Source organism: Streptococcus sp. 27098_8_51 (assembly GCF_041432205.1).
Lineage (GTDB): Bacteria > Bacillota > Bacilli > Lactobacillales > Streptococcaceae > Streptococcus.
In genome coordinates this window covers 113,834-134,557 of the sequence record NZ_JAPVZE010000004.1, presented here as the reverse complement: position 1 = coordinate 134,557, position 20,724 = coordinate 113,834, and the positions used below count along the sequence as shown (strand labels likewise).

The following is a 20,724-nucleotide window of genomic DNA, read 5'->3' as shown; positions in this document are numbered from 1 at the left end:
AAAAAGTTTGGCAGAGCCAAACTTCAACTAGCTTATCCAATCTCTGCGATCACTTCAATTTCGACTTTTACATCACGAGGAAGACGTGCAACCTCTACAGCTGAACGAGCTGGAAATTCCTCTTTAAAGGCAGTCTGGTAAACCTCATTAAAAGGAACAAAGTCGTTCATATCGCTCAAGAAGCAAGTTGTTTTGACAACATGGTCAAAGTCTGTTCCCGCTTCAGCCAAAATAGCACCGATATTTTTCAAGACTTGTTCTGTCTGTTCTTGGATCGTTTCTCCTACAATTTCTCCAGTTTCAGGTAAAAGAGGAACTTGACCGCTAGCAAACAAAAGATTGCCAACGATTTTCCCTTGAACATAAGGTCCGATAGCTTTTGGAGCTTTGTCTGTATGAATTGTTTTTGCCATTTCTTTCCCTCACAATTTTTCTAATATTGCATCCCAAGCCTGATTCATCCCTGCCTTGCTGACAGATGAAAAGAGGATGAAGTCGTCACTTGGGTCAAAGTTTAATTTCTTTTTGATTGCTGATTCGTGCTTGTTCCATTTACCACGAGGAATCTTGTCCGCCTTGGTCGCAACAATGATAACCGGAATCTCATAATACTTGAGAAATTCGTACATCTGCACATCATCTGCTGACGGGTCGTGGCGGAGATCCACCAAACTGACAACCGCACGGAGATTTTCCCGAGTCGTTAGGTACTCCTCAATCATGCGCCCCCATTTTTCACGTTCCTTTTTAGAAACGCGGGCATAGCCATAACCTGGTACATCCACAAAACGCATCTTGTCATCAATGTTGAAGAAGTTGAGTAACTGGGTCTTCCCAGGTTTTCCTGATGTACGAGCAAGATTTTTGCGGTTCAACATGGTGTTGATAAAGCTAGACTTGCCGACATTTGAACGCCCTGCAAGGGCAATCTCTGGCAGTTCATCCTGCGGATAGTGGGACTTGTTTGCCGCACTGAGCAGGATTTCAGCATTGTGTGTATTGATTTCCATAGTCACCTCTAGGCTGTTTCTAGAATGGGTTTTTCCGTTCCATCAACAGCTTCTTTTGTGATGCGGACCAATTTCACATTTTCTTGACTTGGCACTTCAAACATAACGTCTAGCATGGTTTCTTCGATGATTGAGCGAAGACCACGCGCACCAGTTTTGCGTTCAATAGCCTTATTGGCGATTTCCTGAAGAGCTTCGTCGTCAAATTCCAACTCAACATCATCATAAGAAAGCAAGGTTTGGTATTGTTTCACCAAGGCATTTCTTGGCTCTTTCAAGATGCGAACCAAGTCATCGACCGTCAATTGCTCAAGAGCAGCAAAGACAGGCAAGCGCCCAATCAACTCAGGGATAATCCCAAATTTTTGAATGTCTTCTGCGATGATTTCTTGCATGTAGGAGCTGTTTTCGTCAATTGCCTTGTTATTTTGGCCGAAACCGATAACTTTTTCACCTAAACGTTGTTTAACGATTTCTTCGATGCCATCAAAAGCACCACCTACGATAAAGAGGATATTTTTAGTATCCACCTGAATCATCTCTTGTTGTGGATGTTTGCGTCCTCCTTGAGGCGGCACGCTAGCGACAGTTCCCTCGATAATCTTGAGAAGGGCTTGTTGCACACCTTCACCCGAAACGTCACGTGTGATAGACACATTCTCGCTCTTCTTGGCAATTTTGTCAATTTCATCTACGTAGATAATCCCACGTTCTGCACGTTCGATGTTAAAGTCAGCAGCCTGCAAAAGTTTGAGGAGGATATTTTCCACGTCCTCACCCACATACCCAGCCTCAGTCAGAGCTGTCGCATCTGCAATAGCAAAAGGCACATTCAAGCTCTTAGCCAAAGTCTGAGCCAAGAAAGTTTTCCCTGAACCAGTTGGACCAATCATCAGGATATTTGACTTCTGCAAATCCACATCTTCTGACTCTTCACGCGTATCGTGGAAATTGATGCGTTTGTAGTGGTTATATACAGCCACTGCCAAGGCACGTTTGGCACGATCCTGACCGATGACATAGTGGTTCAAGATATTGAGGAGCTCGATTGGTTTTGGTACTTCAGACAAGTCTGCCAAAACTTCCTCGGCCAACTCCTCCCGAATGATTTCCTGGGCCAACTCCACACATTCATTACAGATAAAGGCGTTGTTCCCAGCGATTATTTTCTTTACTTCTTCTTGGCTTTTGCCACAAAATGAGCAATAAACCATCATATCATTTTTCCTATTTGTAGGCATGATTTCCTTCCATTCTAATTTATCATTCTATCTAAAATAAGGTCATATAAAAAGCGTGGACACTGTTCACCAGATTGGTAAAAGCATTCAACCAGAGTAAAGCAGACAGTCCATAGCGCTTCTTACGAAAAGCCTGTGCTCCAGTCAAAATACAGATCACACACAAAAAAGCTGTAAAAAATCCAAATATACTGCGCTCCATTAGACTTCCTTTCTATCTCGGTATTCGATGGTAAAATCATAGTCGTTTTTCTCATCACGGGTGTAAGATTTGCTTGCGACCGTCTCAAAACGAGACAAGTCAAACTCATCAGGGAAATAGGTATCTCCCTCCACCTGAGCATGAATCTGTGTCACGATGATTTCATCTAAATACGGCTCAAAAGCCTGAAAAATCTGTTTTCCGCCAATGATATAGAGATTTTTTTCCTGACTCTGATACCACGCTAAAACAGACTCCACATCTTGAAATACGAGCGCCCCATCTATGACTTCTTCGCTATTGCGCGTTAAAATCAGGGTTTGCCGTTTTGGAAGCAGACGACGTCCCATGCCATCAAAAGTCACTCGTCCCATCAGTATAGCATGATTTAAAGTTGTTTCCTTAAAATGTTGCAACTCTGCCGGCAAATGCCAAGGGAGACGATCTTCCTTCCCAATCACACCTTTTTCATCTTGGGCCCAAATGGCTATGATTTTCTTTGTCATGCTTCCGTCCTTTTTATTGATACTACTATTTTATCAAAATTCTCCCAAAAAGGCTGTTTTGAAACGCGCGCAAAAGAGAGAAAAGGAGCAGGCTTCATTAAGCATGCTCCTCTCGTCCCTAGGACATATATTTTTTTGCTTCTGATTCGATTTTTTCGACCACTTCTTGGATACTCAGTCCAGTTGTGTCAAGGTAAACCGCATCCTCAGCCTGCTTGAGAGGTGAGGTTTCACGATGACTATCCTTGTAGTCACGCGCAGCAATCTCTTCTTTCAGCGTTTCAAGGTCTGTTTCAATCCCTTTAGCAATATTTTCCTTGTAACGACGCTCTGCTCTTTCTTCAACAGAAGCCACTAGGAAAATCTTGAGTTCAGCTTGTGGTAAAACAACTGTCCCGATATCACGCCCATCCATGACGATACCACCTTGCTGAGCAATCTCTTGCTGGAGCGAAACCAGTTTCTCACGCACTTCAGGAATGGCAGAAATGCTTGAAACCTTGTTGGTTACTTCATTTTCACGAATCGGATGAGTAATCTCAACATCCCCTACAAAAACAAGTTGCTCACCTGTTTCTGAACGACCAAAACTAATGGGGTGTTGGTTAAGAAGCTCAAGAAGTTGGTCTACATTTCCTGCATCCAACTGATGCTTGAGCGCTATATAAGTCGCAGCACGGTACATAGCACCTGTATCCAGATAAGTGTAACCAAAATCCTTAGCGACAATCTTTGCGACCGTACTCTTACCACTCGAAGCTGGGCCATCGATAGCAATTTGAATAGTCTTCATGATTGACTCCTATCTTGTCTTAATCACATCACCTGGGTTGGCAAACCAAGATCCAGATGACATGTGAGAAGGATTTAGGGCTTCTAGCTGGGCAATGGAAATCCCTGCACGTTGAGCAAGAGCTGCTTCTCCCTCTCCAGGCTGTACTGTAAGTGTTCCTTCACCCTCTGTAGTATGTTCTTCCGAACTGCTCTGTGAAGGTGTTGATTCAGAAGAAGCTGTTTCCTCTACCTTGCTACTTGAAGATGATGATTCTTCCACTTTAGAACTTGAACTTGTAGAAGGAGACGATGCATCATAGAAGTCCTTCAAAGATGAAGTACGATTGCTTCCACCGGTTGATAGGTAAATCAATACAACTACCATCGCTACAACAATTACAAAGAAGAGGCTAGCTAGAACTGTCAAGACACGATTGGCAACAACGCCTTTCCCTTTTTGTTTCCGGTGTCGACGCTCTGATCTTGTTTCTTCCTCATTGTTTTCGTAAATATCTTCTTGCCACGGTTCTTTTGCCATACCTTACTCCTTGTTTTTTTTTACTTTTCTTATTACAATATAAATATGAAAATCACACTTATACCTGAACGTTGCATCGCCTGTGGGCTTTGCCAAACTTATTCTGAATTATTTGATTACCACGATAATGGAATCGTGCGTTTTTACGATGACCCTGACCAACTAGAAAAAGAAATCTCTCCTAGTCAGGACGTCGTAGAAGCTGTTAGAAACTGTCCGACACGTGCCTTGATTAAAGATTAACTCTAATATCAACAAGAACGTCCTACTCCTTCTAGTTTAGCATATTTCCATGCAAAATTATAGTCTTTTCTCTTTATTTTTTTCTGTAAAATCAGGAAGGTCACTTTTTTCTTTGACGAGATAAAGTGGTCTTTTTTTAGTCTCTAGATAAATCTTACTAATATACTTGCCAAGAATCCCAATGGTCAAGAGTTGAATCCCACCAAGGAAGAGAATAACAGCCATCAGAGAGGTCCAACCTGATGTCGGATTGCCCAAAATGAGGGTCCGAACCACAACAAAAAAGGTCATTAGTAGAGAAATAAAACAAGATAGGAGACCTGCCACAAAGGCGATAATCAAGGGAAAATCTGAAAAGTTAACAATCCCTTCAATAGAGTAGAAAAAGAGTTGCTTAAAACTCCAACTGGTCTTGCCAGCCTGCCTTTCGACATTTGGATAGTCCAGATAGTGGATTTTAAAACCGACCCAGGCAAAAAGTCCTTTAGAAAAACGATTGGACTCGGTCAAAGCTAAAATGGCATCCACTACAGATCTTCTCATCATGCGAAAATCACGGACACCTGACGGCAAGGCTACTGGACTAATTTTTTTCATGAAGCCATAAAAGAGATCAGCACAGAAACTGCGAAAGAAGGGTTCTCCCTCCCTACTAGTTCTCCGGGTCCCAACACAGTCCAAATCCGCATTCTTGTCTAGTAAGACTTTCATCTCAAGCAACATACCAGGAGGATCCTGGAGGTCTGCATCCATCACCACCACTAGATCCCCTGTCGCATATTGCAAGCCTGCATAGAGAGCAGCTTCTTTGCCAAAATTTCGCGAGAAAGAAATATAATGAACTGCCGGATTTTGCTCCCGATAGGTCTTTAAAAGTTCCAAAGTCCCATCACTTGATCCATCGTCGACAAAGACATACTCGATTTCTGTTTCCAAATCTGGAAGTAAAGCTTCCAAAGCCTGATAAAAAAGAGGAAGTACTTCCTCTTCGTTTAAACAGGGGACAATGATTGACATCACCATCTTAGTCTTCAAATCCATTTGGATGCTTGCTTTGCCAACGCCATGCGTCTTCACACATTTGGGTGATGTCGAGTTCTGCTTCCCAGCCCAGTTCTGCTTTGGCTTTTGCAGGATCTGAATAGCAGGCTGCGATATCCCCCGGGCGACGGTCTACGATGCGGTAAGGAATTGGACGTCCCACTGCTTTTTCCATATTTTGGATAATTTCAAGAACAGAATATCCTTTACCTGTTCCAAGGTTATAAACATTTAGGCCTGAACCTTTTTGGATTTTTTTCAGAGCTGCGACGTGACCTTTAGCCAAATCGACAACGTGGATATAGTCACGAACACCAGTTCCGTCTTCTGTATCGTAATCGTCTCCAAACACTTGCACTTGCTCTAATTTTCCAACGGCTACTTGAGTCACATATGGCAAGAGATTGTTTGGAATACCGTTTGGATTTTCTCCTAGGTCTCCACTTTCATGAGCTCCGATTGGGTTAAAGTAACGAAGCAAGACCACATTCCATTCCGAGTCTGCTTTGTAAATATCCGTCAAAATTTCCTCAAGCATAAGCTTAGTGCGGCCATATGGATTGGTCACTGAAAGTGGGAAATCTTCCAAGATTGGCACTGTATGAGGATCTCCGTAAACTGTCGCAGAAGAACTGAAAATAATGTTTTTACAGTTGTTTTCTTCCATGACCTTCAAAAGACTAACAGTTCCAGCGATATTGTTGTCATAGTAGGCAAGAGGAATACGGGTAGATTCACCGACAGCCTTCAAGCCAGCAAAGTGAATGACTCCTGTTGGTTCTTCTTGTTTGAAAATGTCACGAAGAGTATCTGTATCACGGATATCTGCCTCATAGAAAGGCACTTCAACTCCTGTAATTCTTTCAACAACTTCTAAACTTTTTCGATTGCTGTTGACAAGGTTATCCACCACAACAACCTGATGACCTGCTTGGATTAACTCAATAACTGTGTGGGTTCCGATAAAACCTGCTCCACCCGTCACCAAAATCTTTTCTTGCATCTTCTTTCCTCGATTCTCGGATTATTTTTTCTTATTTTACCATTTTTGATAGGGAATGTCATTTGCCATCCTAGAGGGGAGGCTAAAATTTCAGTAAAATTCTATTCTCTTTTTACTCGTTTGACATAGTTTTCAATTGGGTAGTTTAGAGGGTCCAAGGTCAACTCCTTGTCTTGAATCAGTTGAGCTAAATGGTAACCGATGATAGGACCCGTTGTGAGGCCTGATGAACCTAGTCCACTAGCCGCATAGACACCTGCTAAGCCTGGCACCTGTCCAAAGAAAGGTGAGAAATCACTGGTGTAGGCACGGATTCCCACACGCTCACCCGATGATTTCGCTCCTGCCAAGGCTGGATAGTGAGGCAAGGCCGCATCCTCCATTTGTTGGAGCAAGCTTTCATCCACTGTCAAGTCAAATCCCATGTCATTTTCATGAGTAGCTCCTAGGGACAATTTCCCGCCTGCAAAAGGAATTAAATCCCACTCCCCTTCTGGCATGACAACAGGGTAAGCTTCCATGTCTTGGGTAAGTTGATAATCTCGGAGTTGTCCTTTTTGGGGACGAATATCTACTTCATAACCTAAAGGCTCTAACAGATGTCCCAACCAAGCTCCCGTCGCCAAAATAACCTGATCAAATACCTCTTCGTCAATCTGGTAACCTGATGCTAAAGGTGTCAGAGTTACTTTTTCTTTGACCAGTTTGACCTGACTAGCTTCTAGCAAACGAGTCACTAAGAGTTGACCATCTACTCTCGCTCCACCAGAAGCATAGAGCAGGCGGTCAAATGCTTGCAGACCAGGAAAAAACTCATTTGCAGACGCTTGGTCTAAAATGGCTAACTGGCCTATCAAGGGAGACTCTTCTCTTCGCTCTATGGCTAGTTGATAGAGTTCTTCTAGCTTGGATTCATCCTTTTTCAAGAGAAAAACTCCCGAACATTGGTAAAAGTCAATTTCCTGGCCAGACTTTTCTAAATCAGCCAACAAATCCACATAAAAGTCAGCCCCCAAGCGTGCCATCTTGTACCAGGCTTTATTACGACGTTTGGAAAACCAAGGACTGATAATTCCCGCCGCGGCCTTGGTAGCTTGACCTTGTCCATGGTCAAAAACAATCACCTCTAGGTCACTTTCTTGTGAGAGGTAGTAGGCTGCTGTTGCTCCCACAATTCCTGCTCCGATAATAGCAACTTTTTTCATTGTTTTCACTTTCTAACTAGATATGGTGGAAAGGATTGGTCGATGCTTGACTAGGTAAAATATCAATGTCCCAGCCTTTCTCTTCCTTCCATTGAGTAAGAAGTGCTGCGACTCTTTCCACAAAAAGCACTTCTATATAGTGACCTGGGTCCAAGGCCAACAAGCCATCAGACAACATATCCTGGGCAGTGTGGTAGTAGATGTCACCAGTAATGTAGACATCTGCCCCCTTAGCTAAAGCATCCTTATAGAAAGATTGACCACTACCGCCACAGATGGCCACTCTTGAAATAGGCTTCTGCAAATCACTTTCTTGATAATGCACCATTCGAAGGCTATCTAGACCAAAGACTTGCTTGACATGCTGGGCCAATACCCCAAAAGGCTGAGGCTGAATATTCCCAATACGACCAATTCCACGTTCAGGGCCCGTTTCCTGCAGATAAGTCGTTTCCTCGATACCTAGCATTTGGCAGAACCAATCATTGAGGCCGTTCTCAACAATATCAATATTGGTATGGCTAACATAAACTGCAATGTCATGCTTAATCAAATCAATGTAAATCTGGTTTTGCGGACGGCTGGCTACCAAGTCCTTGATAGGACGAAAGATAGGCGCGTGCTTGACGATAATCAAGTCCACACCCTTTTCAATAGATTCAGCCACCGTCTCTTCACGAATATCGAGAGCAACCATGACCCTTTGGATATCCTTGTCTAGAGTTCCGATTTGCAGGCCACGACTGTCTCCCTCCATGGAAAATTCCTGAGGGCAAAAGGCTTCATATGCGTTAATCACTTCACTTGCTAGCATGGAGCACCTCCTTGATGGCTTGAATTTTATGAGCTAGAACTTGACGTTCTTCTCGATTTTTCTCTGGGATTTGGTCAAGAGCAACCTCTAACTTAGCTGCTTCTTTTTGCCATTTTTGGACAAATACTGGACTGACCTCTTTGGACAAGAAAGGTCCAAAGCGAAGGTCACTGGTTGATAGCTTCATTTGTCCCACTTCCACAACTAGAATCTCGTAGAATTTGCCAGCTTCTTCTAGGATGCTTTCTGCTACGATTTGAAAACCGTGGTCTTGTAGCCAGATGCGCAAGTCGTCTTCACGATTATTTGGCTGGAGAATCAAACGCTCTACATTAGCTAACTTGTCCAAGCCCTCTTCTAAAATCCTAGCAATCAAACGACCACCCATGCCAGCAATGGTGATAACCGACACTTGGTCTTCCTCTTCAAAGGCTGCCAAGCCATTGTCTAAACGAACTTGGATTTTCTCCTTTAGGCCGTGAGCCTCAACATTTTTAACCGCAGACTGGTAGGGGCCTTCCACAACCTCACCTGCAATGGCACTTTTAATTTGGCCTCTTTCGACCAACTCGATAGGCAGATAAGCATGGTCACTCCCCACATCTAGTAAAACGGCCCCCTGTGACACAAAGGACGCCACCAATTCTAATCTCTTTGAAATCATCTTCTCTCACTTTCCAAAACTCTGTTCCATCCTATTATACCACATTTCAGTTAGCAATCTTGCACCTAAAAAGACCGCAATCCACAGACTGCAGCCTTTCTTTATTTTCTGGCTTGGTAACGACTGGTTAGAATGAAAATCACAGTAAAGACAGCCATCATGACAAGGTAAACAGGGAATGTTTGTCCAGTTAAGGTTGATATTTCAAGCAGTTTTTGAATCCTTGGGAAAAGAGCTGTGGCTAGGAAACCACCTACTGACCACACAATCAAGAGGACACGCCAGAGAGTAAATGGCATGCAGGCTCTAAATACGGATAAGAAACCGATAGACCCCAAGAGATAATAGAGGAGAGTTGACATTTCTAACTCAGACCAACCTTGACTCGCTCCAAATATTTTCACAAAAAGAACGCTGAACACGACCATGAGGGCACTTGGTAGGGCACGAAGCATGGATCTTCTGAGGAAGTTTGGTTCAACAGGCTTGATATTTCGCTCAAAAGTCAGAACGAATGGCGGGAAACCTTCCACGAATTGGTCAATCATGGTAATCTGGATCGGAATGAAAGGGAAAATCAAAATCCACTCAGACCGTCCCAGAAGAACACTGGTGATACAGATAACTGCTAACAGGAAGGAATAGATAGTTTTAATCAAGAAAATCGGTGCGATGTGGGCGATGTTATTAACTACACGACGGCCTTCAAAGAGAATCTCAGGAACATCATTAAAGTCAGAGTTCAAGAGAACCAGATTAGCAATCTGACGAGTCGCAGGATCTCCTTCAGCCATCACGATCGAACAATCCGCCTCACGAAGGGCTAGGATGTCATTGACTCCGTCCCCTGTCATTGCCGTTGTATGCCCTGCTTTTTTCAGAGTTTGGATGATGAGTTTCTTTTGATGAGGGGAAACACGTCCGAAAATAGCTGTCTCTTCAGCCATGGCAACCAATTCCTCATCCGTGATTTTTGAGCAATCTACATAGCTGTGATAGTCCGCAAAGCCAGCCTTCTGGGCAATGCTGGATACTGTAACGGGATTGTCGCCAGAGATAATCTTGAGACCTACTTCCTGGGAACGGAGATAGTCCAGCGTCTCAGCTGCTCCTTCTCGAATCGGGTCCAAGATTTCCAGCAAGGCGAGGGCCTGAATATCAGATGGTTTCTGTGGTTTATGATGATCTAGTTTTTCCTGACTGAGTGCCAAGACCAAGACACGCGAACCTCTCTCCAAGGCCTCTCTAGCTTCTGGGACTTCAGAGTCCAACAACATCTCAGGCGCCCCTAAGAAAACCGTTCCTAGCCCTTCTAATTCCATTGCTCCCCACTTGCGGTCGCTTGAGAAAGGAAGATTCGAGATTGCAGGATAGGCAACCTGTCCTTGGAAACGCTTGCGAATAGCCTGGGCTGTTGGATTTTTATCCTCACTATGGGCCATATAACTGGTCAGAATGCTGGCAATAGCCTCTTCACCATAAGTTTCCGTCAGAGGAAGAAAAGCCTCCACTTGCATCTTTCCTTGGGTGATGGTCCCCGTCTTGTCCAGACAGAGCATATCCACGCGCGCCAAGGTCTCGACAGAGTACATCTCCTGCACCAAGACCTTTTTCAAGCCCAGCTTGATCACCGCAGTCAAGAGCGAAGTTATGGTCAAAAGGGCGATTCCCTTGGGCAGCATACCCAAAAGGGCTGTTGACGAATTTACAACGGATGACTTGAGGGGCAAGCCTTTTAAAATAAAGGCCTCTAGCAGGAGAGCTAGACCAAAGGGAATGATAATCTTCCCAGTAAAACCAGCTAGCTTGTCTAGCGATTTCATGATACGGGAGTTGATCGGTTTCACTGTCTTAGCTTCCAGCATGAGTTTGGAAGCATAGTTGTCTGCCCCGACATGGTGAACTTGAGCCAAAACTGCGCCACTGGCTAGGAAACTCCCTGATAAAAGCAAGGCATCCACTTCTTTTTGCACCAAATCACTCTCACCCGTCAACATGGCTTCATTGACTTCCGCAAATCCTTCCAGAACCAGAGTATCACTAGGAATCTGCTCCCCAGCAGACAAACGAATGACATCTCCTAGAACCAACTCTTCTGGATTGAGAGCGACTTCTTGACCCTCACGGATGGTTTTGACCTTTTCCTTGGTCATGAGATTGAGCTTGTCCACCATATGTTTGGCCCGTAGCTCAGTCACAATCCCAGAAAAAGCGTTAAAGCAGATAACGGCAAAGAAAACCAGATTGCTCCAAGCCTGTACAAAGGCAAGCGCTAGGGCAATAACAAAGTTTAATGCGTTAAAAAGTGTAAAAACATTTCGTTTGATGATTTGCCAAGTACTGGTACTGGCTGAAGCGGTAAAGTCATTGACCAAACCTTGAGCCTGTCTTTCCTTGACTTCTCTTTGGGTTAATCCCATAATCTTATTTTTATCCATAAATTCTATCATATCATTTTTTTTAAAAGAATTCTAATCCCATCTAAAACTGTTGGCTGATAACTGAAAAAGTTTGCCAGTAGTCTTTTGATAAGGTATAATAATAAAAGCAATACAATCGAAGGAGTTCTCATGTTTTATACTTATTTGCGTGGACTAGTCATGCTGATCTTGTGGTCCATCAATGGCAATGCTCACTACCACAATACTGATAAAATCCCTAGTAAAGATGAAAACTATATCTTGGTCGCACCTCATCGTACCTGGTGGGATCCAGTATACATGGCCTTTGCGACCAAACCAAAACAGTTCATCTTTATGGCCAAAAAAGAGCTATTTAACAACCGCATATTTGGCTGGTGGATCCGTATGTGTGGGGCCTTTCCTATCGACCGGGAAAATCCTAGCGCTTCTGCTATCAAATACCCTATCAATGTCCTCAAAAAAAGTGACCGTTCCCTTATCATGTTTCCTAGTGGTAGTCGCCACTCAAACGATGTCAAGGGTGGCGTAGCCCTGATTGCCAAGATGGCCAAAGTCCGTATCATGCCGGTTACCTACACAGGTCCTATGACCTTGAAAGGCTTAGTCAGCCGTGAACGTGTAGATATGAACTTTGGAAATCCTATCGATATCTCAGATATCAAGAAAATGAATGATGAAGGGATTGAAATGGTTGCAGACCGCATCCAAGCTGAATTCCAACGTTTAGACGAAGAAACCAAGCAATGGCACAATGATAAAAAACCAAACCCACTCTGGTGGTTTGTCCGCATCCCAGCCCTCATCCTTGCTGTGGTTGTTGGTATCCTAACGATTATCTTTACCTTCATTGCAAGCTTTATCTGGAATCCAGATAAGAAGAGAGAGGCTCTTGGTTAAAAAATACAATTATCCCTTGGCTTTTGCCAAGGGATATTTCTTTTATTCGATTTTCCATTTTTGGGACAACCAGTTGGAAAAGGCTAGAAATCGCTCAGCAACTTGCTCATGATGCCCATAAGGATCAAAGACAAATTGACCAGTTGGATAGCGTTGCTGAAGGCTGGTATGGATCTGCTCAGCATAGGCTGGAGCTTGAGCCAAGCGATTGGTATGATGGGCTCCTTCTGTTTGACCATTCTGTAAATACAGCAAACAGTCCAAATTTTTCACCCTTTCATCCTTGCAATAAGTCGTAAAATCAGGATACCAAAAGGAACCACAGATAGAGAAGACACAGGAGACCTTGTCAAAGCTGAAAAGACTGTATACAGCCGCCAAACCACCTAGTGAGTATCCTCCATAAGCAAGGCGATTTTTGTCCAGACGATAAAGTGACTGCAACTTGTCTAAAAGACCTCCAAATAAATGACTATGATAGGTATTTGCCTGACCGCCAAAATCTGGAGCCCCATCTCTCAGAGCAGCTGCCTTCCATGGAGTGTAATCGTCTAGGCGATTTTTAGAGGTCAAGCCCACTAAAATCACAGATTCAGAAAGGGAAGATAGAAAATCCAAGTTTCCATCATTCAAGAGAATAGCTGGATAGGTTTGATTGGGGTCATAGGTCGAAGGAAGACTGACCTTGACTTGGATCCCTTCCCAATCAAACTCATTATTTATTGATAAAGTCATTGATTTTCTCAAGGGAATCAATCACTGCTGGACCATAATCCATCAACTCATCGTAAGAAATAGTCATGATTTTTTGATTCTTAATAGCAGGAACATTTTCCAAAACTTCATTTGCCTTCATCAACTCTACTGCGTTAGCATCCAATTTTTTATTGCGGTCGCTGGTTACATAGATAATCAACTCAGGATCCATTGACACGAGATTTTCCAAGGTCAAGCCTGATGTTCCCGTTGCAACGTTGGTATAACCAAGTTGATTTAACAAGCTCTCTTGCAAAGCAGACTTGTAAGCACCAAAGGTTTCGTCATTATAAGCAACCATAATCAAAGCCTTTTTCTTTTCACCTTGGCTTGTCGGGTTTGCTTTCTTAACAGCGTCAATTTTAGCTTGTAATTGGGCTGCGTATTCATTAGCCTTGTCCTGAACATTGAAAATCATTCCAAGATTTTTGACATCTTCTACGATATTTCCCAAATCTTGCTGAATCGTTGAGAGAGAAGCTTTTTGCGTATAGACTGGGATTTTGTTTTCATTCCAAGCGCTAACTGTTCCCAAGGATTTTTCTGAAAACATCATGTTTCGACCCATCACCGCATCTGGCTCATAAGAAAGGACTGTCTCTTGAGAGACTGTTTTTTTATCACCGATTTGAGGAATGGTCGCAATCGCGTCCTTGTATTTGTCCGTCACAGCATTGTCCGGGTTGAGCATGCCAGCAATTTTATCCTTCAAGCCTAACTCCAACAAGATTTCAGTGGTTGAAAGATTGTTGGTGATAACTTTTTCAGGTGCCTTGTCAAAGACTTGTTCGACTTCATTTCCCTTAACATCATAGGTTTTAACCGTTAACGGATAAGTCGTCTCTGTGCTGGCCTTTTGACTTGTTTCTGTGCTAGACTGCGTGGTAGCTTTTTCTGTAGTAGTGTTACCACAAGCTGCCATGGTTAGGGTAGCTACTGTTACGAGTAAAATGCTTAGTGTTTTTTTCATTTTGTTTTCCTTTTCATTCTTATAAATAGTGAATCATGGCTTGCTGATCCTCAGTCCAAGTAACCTGACTTTGAACTCCGTATACAGTTTGCAATGACTCTGGGGTGATGGTCTCCTTTGGAGTCCCTTGGTAAAGGATTTCTCCCTCTTTCATCAGATAGAGATAATCCGAATAGCGACAAGCAAGTTGAATGTCATGTAGGACAGCTAGAACATTGACCTTGAGATTCTTCACAATGGCCAACAAGTCTAACTGGTACTTGATATCCAGGTGATTGGTAGGTTCGTCCAGGAGCAAGAGAGTCGGTTCTTGCGCCAAGGCGCGGGCTAATAAGACTCGTTGTTTCTCCCCCCCTGACAGAGACGAATAGAGACGAGTTTTCTTCTCAAGCATATCCACCTTGACGAGAGCATCTTGAACAAGGGCATAATCTCTTTCCTTTTCCTTCTGTAAAAAAGACAGGTGGGGCGTTCTTCCCAGCAAGACAATTTCCTCAACTGTACAATCAAACTGCAATTGATTAAACTGGGTTACAACTGCCATTTGCTTGGCTGTTTCTTTGAGTGACCAATGCTCCAGTGGCTTTTCATCTAGTCTTATCAAGCCTTTGTCCGCCTTTTCCTGACGATAGAGAAGTTTAAGCAGGCTGGTCTTTCCACTTCCATTTGGTCCTAGTATCGTGTGAAATTGATGCCCCTCAACCTTAAGAGAAACTCCTTTGAGGATTTTTTTCTCTCCTAGTCCAAAGTGGACATCCTGACAAATCAAGTCCATATCAGGCCCTCACCTCCCTTCGCCTACCTCCAACAATGTAGATAAAGAAGGGAGCACCTACCAAGGCTGTGAAAATACCAATCGGCAACTCAGCGTTTGGAATGATGATACGGGAGAGTACATCTGCCCAGATGACAAAGAGGGCACCCAGCAAGGTCGCAACAGGAAAAAGTCTCCTGTAATTCGTTCCTACTAACCCTCGAGCTAAGTGAGGAGTAATCAGACCAACAAATCCAATAATCCCACAAGTTGCCACCAAGACAGCTGTCAGCACAGCCACCACGGTCACGTAAAGATACCAATAGAAGCGTAAGGGAATTCCCAAAGTTAAAGCAGCCTCATCTCCCATCATCATCGCATTAAAAACACGATACTGAGTAGAGAAAAATAGAAAGGCCATTCCTACTACTATAGTTGGCAGGACTAAGTCAGACCAGGTAGTTCCAGCAAGCGAACCCATGGTCCAAAACTTAATGGTCATCACACTATCCGCATTAGCGCCAACTGAGATAATAAAGTTGGAAAATGCCAGAAAGAGAGCATTGACCACCGTTCCTGATAAGATCAGACTAGAAGTCGTCATCCTGCCCTGCATAGAGGCAATGATAAGGACAGCAATTGTTGCCAAAATAGCTCCAAGAAAAGCTCCAAGGCTAATCACTAATTTTAAACCAAGAATGATGCTTAAGGTTGCTCCTAGAGTTGCACCCGCAGAAATTCCTAAGACATAAGGCTCTGCGATGGGATTGTTCACTGTAGACTGCATCACGCTACCACACATAGAAAGACCAGCCCCTACTATCAGACCTAACAATACTCGGGGAAATCTCATATTCCATACAATGGCAAGAGTGGACTTAGAAACCTCTCCTATCTCAAGAGGAAATCCTAATCTGCTCAAAATGATCCGATAGGTATCTCCTAGATCAATCGCAACAGACCCCATAGAAACAGCTAGAAAGAGGGAAATTCCTAAAACACCTAGCAAAATAACTAAAAGTAACACAAATTGCTGGTCTTGTCGGCTTCCAGAAAATTTGGAAAGCATGCAAACCTCCTTAGAAAAAATTAAAAATTTAGAAAATTCTCATGAAAAGTATACCATATTTTCAACAATGGAACAAGATGAGAAAAATAAATATAGTTGGTCTTACAGTGCTAATAATCGTAACCGAAGATTATACTTGGGTATATCGAGGTAAAGTGACAACATAAAAAGCCCTCTAAAATTAGAGAGCTGATTTGAACCCGGGCTAAAATCCTAGTGAAACAAAAAAATCTACACGATCAGAAAAGTCTCTATCGTACCATTTTCATACATGATGTATAGTCCAAGTAGAATGAATACTAAGGGCACAATGATTCGCTCGTATTTTTCAATTGTCTCGAATATTAACGGAATAGAGGATAACATCCGACTAATCTCGCAAAAGATAATTATGCCGATTACAAACACAAGCAACGCCACGAGGGTCTGTGACCAATCTAACGAAGCAAAATAAGGTATATAGATACCTAAATTATCTCCGCCAGACGCAATTGTCAGCAATGTAACTGTCCAAAACAGTTGATTTGCCTTGCTTTGTTCTAATCTTTCAATAATTTCTTCCTCTTCTTCCTCACCTTCTCCAACAATTGCAAAGCGAATCCCTAAATAGATAGGGATTAAACCAAGCAATCCAACCATCCATTCTTCAGGCACGAAATTAACGACATAAGCAGCAACTAAACTCGCCCCTACAAGTAAGCCTGTTCCTAGATATTGCCCCGCATAAATATGCCATTTCTGTTTATTCTGTGATAGCTGTGCAAATAAAATAATTAAAATAATTAAATAATCGATACTGGTGGAAATATAAACACCAATAGCAGATATGATTGTCTGTCCCATAAAAACCTCCTGTATTAGTCAGTAATAAATCAGTAGATTTTAGGAGAGCACAGACACATTAATTTAGCTATCGCTAGTGGGTAATGTCGAACGTAGGAAAGCATTTTACTCCTCCTCAAAACGTAGTTACAAAGTAATTTCTAACTGGAATTCGGTGACTACTTCCATGTAAAGTATAACATACTATACTTTACTTCGTAAAGTGTGGGCTCTCCGAGGGGGCTTGCAGACAGCTACTCGACTTTTCAAGCCGAGTAGACGCGCACCTTTATGGTGTAATTAGCTGATACTATTTGAGGTTTTTGTAGTCTCCAAAATTGTGACCGATAAAACATATTTTTTGGTATGGTAGAAGTATCCGTTGTTTTTGTAGTCTCCAAAATTGTGACCGATAAAACTCAATGCGCTTCGAGGTACTGAGAATGATTGTTTTTATAGTCTCCAAAATTGTGACCGATAAAACCTCAATCATAACCACCCGTCTAACGGGTGGTTTGCACCAGGACTATAAGCCCAAATCACCAGCCAGCGCCTAAAGACGCTGGCTTTCACGTTGTTCAAGCCTCATTGCTCTTGACTCGTCACTTGCCTCTTAAAGAGACCTTGGTACTACTTACCACTATCCCTAAAGGGATCCTCATATTCTTTTACACTTAATTTATCTAGTGCTATATCATGCTTTTCCTGTTCTTGAATATATTTCTTAATTGTGGCTTCATTAAGCCCTACTGTACTTACATAATAACCTTCTGCCCAGAAATGCCGATTCCCAAACTTGTACTTGAGGTTGGCGTGTTTGTCAAACATCATGAGTGCACTTTTACCTTTTAAATACCCCATGAAACTTGAACACTTATCCTCGGTGGAATACTGACTAACATATGTACATGGTCTGGCATTAAGTGACCTTCGATAATCTCAACACCTTTATAACTACATAATCGATGGAATATTTCTCCCAAACTGCTTCGATATTGATTATAAATTACTTTTCGTCTATACTTAGGGTTGAACACAATGTGATATTTACACATCCACTTTGTGTGTGATAAACTATGTGCCTTTTGTGCCATATTTTTCTCCTTTCGCTTTACAATTGGCTTGAACACCTTTATTGTATCGTGTTTGGAGTTTTTTGGTATAACCTTCGATGCGCACCCGCATAGCAGGTGGTTTATTTGTCTCGCACCTTGCGGAGCGAGACGGACTAATAGTCACATAATAAAAAAGCCCTCTGAATATCAGAGAGCTGATTTGAGCTTGGGCTAAAATCCTAGTGAAAAAGATAAAACTCCTTGTGTTCATCGAACACTGTGTCCTTTCCCTATTTTCATACTGATTTTTAACGCCCTTAGCATCATGATTCTTGCTGGATAAAACGTTTATAGACTAAGCGGCAAGCCGAAGATTGTACAAAAATGTTAGTGAAACAAAAAATCTCCCCGAAGGGAGATGATCTGGTTTATTTTACCTTACAGTGCTAGGAACCGTAACCGAAGATTATACTTGAGTATATCGAGGTAAGGTGACAACGCAATGTAAGTGGAAAATAAAGCAGATTAGCGACGAAGTCCTAGAGAGTTGATCAACTCACGGTAACGGTTAACGTCGTTTTTACGCAAGTATGCAAGCAAGTTACGACGGCGACCGATTTTCTTCATCAATCCACGGTAAGTAGCGTGGTCTTTTTTGTGTTGTTTGATGTGTTCGTTAAGGTGGTTGATTTCCCAAGTAAGGACAGCAACTTGAACCTCTACTGAACCTGTATCACCTTCGTGACGTGCATATTGTGCGATGATTTCATTTTTTTTCTCTTTTGAGATTGCCATGATGTTTCTCCTTTTTATTTGGCTTCATCCGAGTGACAGGTTGGCATGCCTGTAACCAAGAAGAAGTTATTTGTCTTTACGACAGTTCTTATTCTACCAAGAAGCAGAGACTTTGTCAACTGATTTACTGTTCAAGACCGTGAATTACTCTACTGATTTCAGGGCTTCGAGCATATCTACCTTTCTTACAATCAAGTCACTCCTTACTATCATTATAAGGCTTTTTCAACTAGTTGAAAACTAGGAGCAAACACAAGAAAGCCTAGGAATTCCTAGGCTTTCTGTTTATAGATTATTTTCCAAGGTAGTATTCAGAAACTACATTCAATTTTTCGTCGAATTCGAATACCAATGGTGGGAAGTTAGGGATTTCCACGTCCATGATTTCGTCGTCTGACAAGCGTTTGATGTGTTTTACAAGGGCACGGATTGAGTTACCGTGAGCTCCTACGAATACGTTTTTACCATCTTTAAGTGCTGGAGCGATTTTGTCTTCCCAGAATGGAAGGGCACGTTCCAAAGTCACTTTCAAGTTTTCAGCATCTGGGATAACTGAGTCGTCAAGTGAAGCGTAACGACGGTCAGTGTGAGCTGAATGCTCATCATCACGGTCCATGTTTGGAGGCAATACATCGTATGAACGACGCCAGATGTGAACTTGCTCATCACCAAATTGTTCAGCAGCTTCAGCCTTGTTTTTACCAGTCAAACCACCGTAGTGACGTTCGTTCAAGCGCCATGATTTTTCAACTGGAACCCACAATTGGTCAGAAGCTTCAAGAGCCAAGTTTGTTGTTTTGATCGCACGTTTCAATACTGAAGTGTAAGCTTGGTCAAATTCGATACCAGCTTCTTTGATCAATTTACCAGCGTCAATCGCTTGTTGTGTACCTTTTTCAGACAAATCAACATCAGCCCAACCAGTGAAAAGGTTAGCTTTGTTCCATTCAGACTCACCGTGGCGAGCAAAAACCAATTTTACCATTAGATGGATTCTCCTTTTATTTTTCGAGGTTTCCCTCGTTTATCTATTCTATTTTACACAATTTTTCACAAAAAAGCTAGTTAAAATCAACTAAAAAGAGAGAACAGTGTCCTCTCATCTAGTTATTATTAATTCGCGATATTCAATCAAGAAACGATTGCAATTATTTTTTATTTAAAGCATCAATTATACGATCAGTATTCTTAGTTACATTAGTATCATTGTAACGATTATGAATTAGACCTTCAATTGTTTCTTTGCAATTTTCAAGATTAGCTTTTTCAAATACTACCACACTGACAACATGTGTTCCACCAGAAGTAAGATGCAAAACTAGTAGAGTTTGAAAAGCACTTAGTACTGTTAATACACCATAAGCAGCTAATATCAAACCTCCGATAAATGAGTTTTGAATCATTAGATAATTCATTAAATGAAAAAACAACCCTCCAACGGATTGTTTCACTAGACTTTCAGACAAGGCCACGAACTTCTTTCAAAAATTTAGCAAAAGAAACAGCACCTTTAATGATTAGAAATCCTCCTATCCACTCAGTCGCTGAAAGAAATCCCAGCACGCCACCAATGATAAATAGAATAGAAGGCAGCTTTCGAAGTTGTTGATCTTCTTCAAAATAGATTAACATAAAGGTCCCTAATGCAATCATTAAAATCTTAAAAAATGTCAGGAGCAAGGAAAAGGCAACCGTTACGACCAACATCTTTGAAGGATCTTTATAGATGAGAGCCCCAGTGTAGGATAGCAAAAATCGTAGGACAGGCCCAAAAAGTAAGGTCACTCCTGCCAGCATGCCCAGTCTCCAATTGAGTCGAACCAATCTATCTCTCTCCATAAAAACCTCCTTCTCTCGTAGCTATCATTCTACCATATTTGCTCCAGAAACAAAAGACCTTCTCAGGCACAAACAAATCGCCTACCAGCTTTCTAACAGGGAT

At 42.3% G+C, this 20,724-nt stretch carries 24 protein-coding genes and 1 pseudogene; 2 read left to right on the top strand and 23 right to left on the bottom strand.

Going from position 1 to position 20,724, the window contains the following annotated elements:
- Positions 1 to 32: 32 nt before the first annotated feature.
- The 7 genes from O3622_RS04710 to O3622_RS04680 all read right to left on the bottom strand — a co-directional run bounded on the left by O3622_RS04710 (position 33) and on the right by O3622_RS04680 (position 4,271).
- Complete coding sequence (locus O3622_RS04710) at positions 33 to 413, bottom strand: RidA family protein (RefSeq protein WP_042902708.1); 381 nt, start codon at positions 411 to 413, stop codon at positions 33 to 35.
- 9 nt (positions 414 to 422) lie between these two features.
- Positions 423 to 1,010 carry a ribosome biogenesis GTP-binding protein YihA/YsxC gene (yihA, locus tag O3622_RS04705; protein WP_371607114.1) on the bottom strand — a complete coding sequence of 196 codons (588 nt, stop codon included), beginning with the start codon at positions 1,008 to 1,010 and terminating at the stop codon, positions 423 to 425.
- Between the two features lie 8 nt (positions 1,011 to 1,018).
- Positions 1,019 to 2,251 (bottom strand): ATP-dependent Clp protease ATP-binding subunit ClpX, encoded by a 1,233-nt coding sequence (gene clpX, locus O3622_RS04700; RefSeq protein WP_002874765.1) that lies wholly within the window; start codon positions 2,249 to 2,251, stop codon positions 1,019 to 1,021.
- A gap of 31 nt (positions 2,252 to 2,282) precedes the next feature.
- Complete coding sequence (locus tag O3622_RS04695) at positions 2,283 to 2,453, bottom strand: hypothetical protein (protein ID WP_000442252.1); 171 nt, start codon at positions 2,451 to 2,453, stop codon at positions 2,283 to 2,285.
- Positions 2,453 to 2,959, bottom strand: a complete 507-nt coding sequence (locus tag O3622_RS04690) for a dihydrofolate reductase (RefSeq protein WP_070657427.1) — start codon at positions 2,957 to 2,959, stop codon at positions 2,453 to 2,455. The genes O3622_RS04695 and O3622_RS04690 overlap by 1 nt, the downstream gene beginning before the upstream one ends.
- Positions 2,960 to 3,077: 118 nt before the next feature.
- Positions 3,078 to 3,752: a (d)CMP kinase gene (gene cmk, locus O3622_RS04685; protein WP_070657425.1), complete on the bottom strand. Its 675-nt coding sequence runs from the start codon at positions 3,750 to 3,752 to the stop codon at positions 3,078 to 3,080.
- A 9-nt stretch (positions 3,753 to 3,761) separates the two neighbouring features.
- Positions 3,762 to 4,271: an SAG1386/EF1546 family surface-associated protein gene (locus O3622_RS04680; RefSeq protein ID WP_049479530.1), complete on the bottom strand. Its 510-nt coding sequence runs from the start codon at positions 4,269 to 4,271 to the stop codon at positions 3,762 to 3,764.
- A gap of 45 nt (positions 4,272 to 4,316) precedes the next feature.
- Between O3622_RS04680 and O3622_RS04675 the strand changes: the two genes are divergently transcribed.
- Positions 4,317 to 4,514 carry a ferredoxin gene (locus O3622_RS04675; protein ID WP_004235080.1) on the top strand — a complete coding sequence of 66 codons (198 nt, stop codon included), beginning with the start codon at positions 4,317 to 4,319 and terminating at the stop codon, positions 4,512 to 4,514.
- Between the two features lie 57 nt (positions 4,515 to 4,571).
- On the opposite strand, the gene O3622_RS04670 is transcribed toward O3622_RS04675, so the two are convergent.
- From O3622_RS04670 to O3622_RS04645, 6 genes are all read right to left on the bottom strand, one after another.
- The gene (locus tag O3622_RS04670; protein ID WP_049479532.1) at positions 4,572 to 5,537 is read right to left on the bottom strand and encodes a glycosyltransferase family 2 protein; all 966 of its coding nucleotides are present in this window, start codon (positions 5,535 to 5,537) and stop codon (positions 4,572 to 4,574) included.
- Position 5,538: 1 nt separating this feature from the next.
- Positions 5,539 to 6,558: a UDP-glucose 4-epimerase GalE gene (gene galE, locus O3622_RS04665; RefSeq protein WP_001156556.1), complete on the bottom strand. Its 1,020-nt coding sequence runs from the start codon at positions 6,556 to 6,558 to the stop codon at positions 5,539 to 5,541.
- 101 nt (positions 6,559 to 6,659) lie between these two features.
- Positions 6,660 to 7,763: an FAD-binding oxidoreductase gene (locus tag O3622_RS04660; RefSeq protein WP_038805532.1), complete on the bottom strand. Its 1,104-nt coding sequence runs from the start codon at positions 7,761 to 7,763 to the stop codon at positions 6,660 to 6,662.
- A gap of 16 nt (positions 7,764 to 7,779) precedes the next feature.
- Positions 7,780 to 8,577: a Nif3-like dinuclear metal center hexameric protein gene (locus tag O3622_RS04655; protein WP_049479536.1), complete on the bottom strand. Its 798-nt coding sequence runs from the start codon at positions 8,575 to 8,577 to the stop codon at positions 7,780 to 7,782.
- Positions 8,564 to 9,241: a tRNA (adenine(22)-N(1))-methyltransferase TrmK gene (locus O3622_RS04650; RefSeq protein ID WP_371607112.1), complete on the bottom strand. Its 678-nt coding sequence runs from the start codon at positions 9,239 to 9,241 to the stop codon at positions 8,564 to 8,566. Before O3622_RS04650 ends, O3622_RS04655 begins: the two co-directional genes overlap by 14 nt.
- Before the next feature lie 101 nt (positions 9,242 to 9,342).
- Positions 9,343 to 11,679, bottom strand: a complete 2,337-nt coding sequence (locus tag O3622_RS04645) for a cation-translocating P-type ATPase (RefSeq protein WP_268703032.1) — start codon at positions 11,677 to 11,679, stop codon at positions 9,343 to 9,345.
- A 132-nt stretch (positions 11,680 to 11,811) separates the two neighbouring features.
- On the opposite strand from O3622_RS04645, the gene O3622_RS04640 reads away from it, so the two are divergent.
- On the top strand, positions 11,812 to 12,561 hold the full coding sequence (locus O3622_RS04640; protein ID WP_000500169.1) for a 1-acyl-sn-glycerol-3-phosphate acyltransferase: 750 nt from the start codon (positions 11,812 to 11,814) through the stop codon (positions 12,559 to 12,561).
- Between the two features lie 42 nt (positions 12,562 to 12,603).
- On the opposite strand, the gene O3622_RS04635 is transcribed toward O3622_RS04640, so the two are convergent.
- From O3622_RS04635 to O3622_RS04590, 10 genes and pseudogenes are all read right to left on the bottom strand, one after another.
- Positions 12,604 to 13,296: an alpha/beta hydrolase-fold protein gene (locus tag O3622_RS04635; protein WP_049485160.1), complete on the bottom strand. Its 693-nt coding sequence runs from the start codon at positions 13,294 to 13,296 to the stop codon at positions 12,604 to 12,606.
- Entirely contained in the window at positions 13,277 to 14,287 is a 1,011-nt protein-coding gene (locus O3622_RS04630) for an ABC transporter substrate-binding protein (protein WP_000753261.1), read from the bottom strand. The genes O3622_RS04635 and O3622_RS04630 overlap by 20 nt, the downstream gene beginning before the upstream one ends.
- Positions 14,288 to 14,306: 19 nt before the next feature.
- A complete protein-coding gene (locus tag O3622_RS04625) occupies positions 14,307 to 15,062 on the bottom strand; it encodes an ABC transporter ATP-binding protein (protein WP_371607109.1) in 756 nt (251 codons plus the stop codon).
- Between the two features lies 1 nt (position 15,063).
- Entirely contained in the window at positions 15,064 to 16,110 is a 1,047-nt protein-coding gene (locus O3622_RS04620) for a FecCD family ABC transporter permease (RefSeq protein ID WP_371607107.1), read from the bottom strand.
- Between the two features lie 231 nt (positions 16,111 to 16,341).
- Entirely contained in the window at positions 16,342 to 16,953 is a 612-nt protein-coding gene (locus tag O3622_RS04615; protein ID WP_000531730.1) for a CadD family cadmium resistance transporter, read from the bottom strand.
- A 609-nt stretch (positions 16,954 to 17,562) separates the two neighbouring features.
- Positions 17,563 to 18,026 (bottom strand): annotated as a pseudogene (tnpA, locus tag O3622_RS04610) (IS200/IS605 family transposase).
- 486 nt (positions 18,027 to 18,512) lie between these two features.
- The gene (gene rpsO / locus O3622_RS04605; RefSeq protein ID WP_001018251.1) at positions 18,513 to 18,782 is read right to left on the bottom strand and encodes a 30S ribosomal protein S15; all 270 of its coding nucleotides are present in this window, start codon (positions 18,780 to 18,782) and stop codon (positions 18,513 to 18,515) included.
- Positions 18,783 to 19,074: 292 nt separating this feature from the next.
- The gene (locus O3622_RS04600; RefSeq protein WP_000240130.1) at positions 19,075 to 19,767 is read right to left on the bottom strand and encodes a phosphoglycerate mutase; all 693 of its coding nucleotides are present in this window, start codon (positions 19,765 to 19,767) and stop codon (positions 19,075 to 19,077) included.
- 163 nt (positions 19,768 to 19,930) lie between these two features.
- Positions 19,931 to 20,248, bottom strand: a complete 318-nt coding sequence (locus O3622_RS04595; protein WP_227743431.1) for a hypothetical protein — start codon at positions 20,246 to 20,248, stop codon at positions 19,931 to 19,933.
- A complete protein-coding gene (locus tag O3622_RS04590; protein ID WP_070535016.1) occupies positions 20,241 to 20,621 on the bottom strand; it encodes a hypothetical protein in 381 nt (126 codons plus the stop codon). The genes O3622_RS04595 and O3622_RS04590 overlap by 8 nt, the downstream gene beginning before the upstream one ends.
- Between the last annotated feature and the right edge of the window lie 103 nt (positions 20,622 to 20,724).

Excerpts from the sequence above, each read along its gene's own strand:
- yihA (WP_371607114.1), bottom strand. The coding sequence starts at position 1,010 with ATGGAAATCAATACACACAATGCTGAAATCCTGCTCAGTGCGGCAAAC.
- O3622_RS04710 (WP_042902708.1), bottom strand. The coding sequence starts at position 413 with ATGGCAAAAACAATTCATACAGACAAAGCTCCAAAAGCTATCGGACCT.
- rpsO (WP_001018251.1), bottom strand. The coding sequence starts at position 18,782 with ATGGCAATCTCAAAAGAGAAAAAAAATGAAATCATCGCACAATATGCA.
- O3622_RS04620 (WP_371607107.1), bottom strand. The coding sequence starts at position 16,110 with ATGCTTTCCAAATTTTCTGGAAGCCGACAAGACCAGCAATTTGTGTTA.
- O3622_RS04645 (WP_268703032.1), bottom strand. The coding sequence starts at position 11,679 with ATGGATAAAAATAAGATTATGGGATTAACCCAAAGAGAAGTCAAGGAA.
- galE (WP_001156556.1), bottom strand. The coding sequence starts at position 6,558 with ATGCAAGAAAAGATTTTGGTGACGGGTGGAGCAGGTTTTATCGGAACC.
- clpX (WP_002874765.1), bottom strand. The coding sequence starts at position 2,251 with ATGCCTACAAATAGGAAAAATGATATGATGGTTTATTGCTCATTTTGT.
- O3622_RS04675 (WP_004235080.1), top strand. The coding sequence starts at position 4,317 with ATGAAAATCACACTTATACCTGAACGTTGCATCGCCTGTGGGCTTTGC.
- O3622_RS04680 (WP_049479530.1), bottom strand. The coding sequence starts at position 4,271 with ATGGCAAAAGAACCGTGGCAAGAAGATATTTACGAAAACAATGAGGAA.
- O3622_RS04695 (WP_000442252.1), bottom strand. The coding sequence starts at position 2,453 with ATGGAGCGCAGTATATTTGGATTTTTTACAGCTTTTTTGTGTGTGATC.
- O3622_RS04655 (WP_049479536.1), bottom strand. The coding sequence starts at position 8,577 with ATGCTAGCAAGTGAAGTGATTAACGCATATGAAGCCTTTTGCCCTCAG.
- O3622_RS04615 (WP_000531730.1), bottom strand. The coding sequence starts at position 16,953 with ATGGGACAGACAATCATATCTGCTATTGGTGTTTATATTTCCACCAGT.
- cmk (WP_070657425.1), bottom strand. The coding sequence starts at position 3,752 with ATGAAGACTATTCAAATTGCTATCGATGGCCCAGCTTCGAGTGGTAAG.
- O3622_RS04690 (WP_070657427.1), bottom strand. The coding sequence starts at position 2,959 with ATGACAAAGAAAATCATAGCCATTTGGGCCCAAGATGAAAAAGGTGTG.
- O3622_RS04600 (WP_000240130.1), bottom strand. The coding sequence starts at position 19,767 with ATGGTAAAATTGGTTTTTGCTCGCCACGGTGAGTCTGAATGGAACAAA.
- O3622_RS04635 (WP_049485160.1), bottom strand. The coding sequence starts at position 13,296 with ATGACTTTATCAATAAATAATGAGTTTGATTGGGAAGGGATCCAAGTC.
- O3622_RS04630 (WP_000753261.1), bottom strand. The coding sequence starts at position 14,287 with ATGAAAAAAACACTAAGCATTTTACTCGTAACAGTAGCTACCCTAACC.
- O3622_RS04625 (WP_371607109.1), bottom strand. The coding sequence starts at position 15,062 with ATGGACTTGATTTGTCAGGATGTCCACTTTGGACTAGGAGAGAAAAAA.
- O3622_RS04590 (WP_070535016.1), bottom strand. The coding sequence starts at position 20,621 with ATGGAGAGAGATAGATTGGTTCGACTCAATTGGAGACTGGGCATGCTG.
- O3622_RS04670 (WP_049479532.1), bottom strand. The coding sequence starts at position 5,537 with ATGGTGATGTCAATCATTGTCCCCTGTTTAAACGAAGAGGAAGTACTT.
- O3622_RS04640 (WP_000500169.1), top strand. The coding sequence starts at position 11,812 with ATGTTTTATACTTATTTGCGTGGACTAGTCATGCTGATCTTGTGGTCC.
- O3622_RS04660 (WP_038805532.1), bottom strand. The coding sequence starts at position 7,763 with ATGAAAAAAGTTGCTATTATCGGAGCAGGAATTGTGGGAGCAACAGCA.
- O3622_RS04650 (WP_371607112.1), bottom strand. The coding sequence starts at position 9,241 with ATGATTTCAAAGAGATTAGAATTGGTGGCGTCCTTTGTGTCACAGGGG.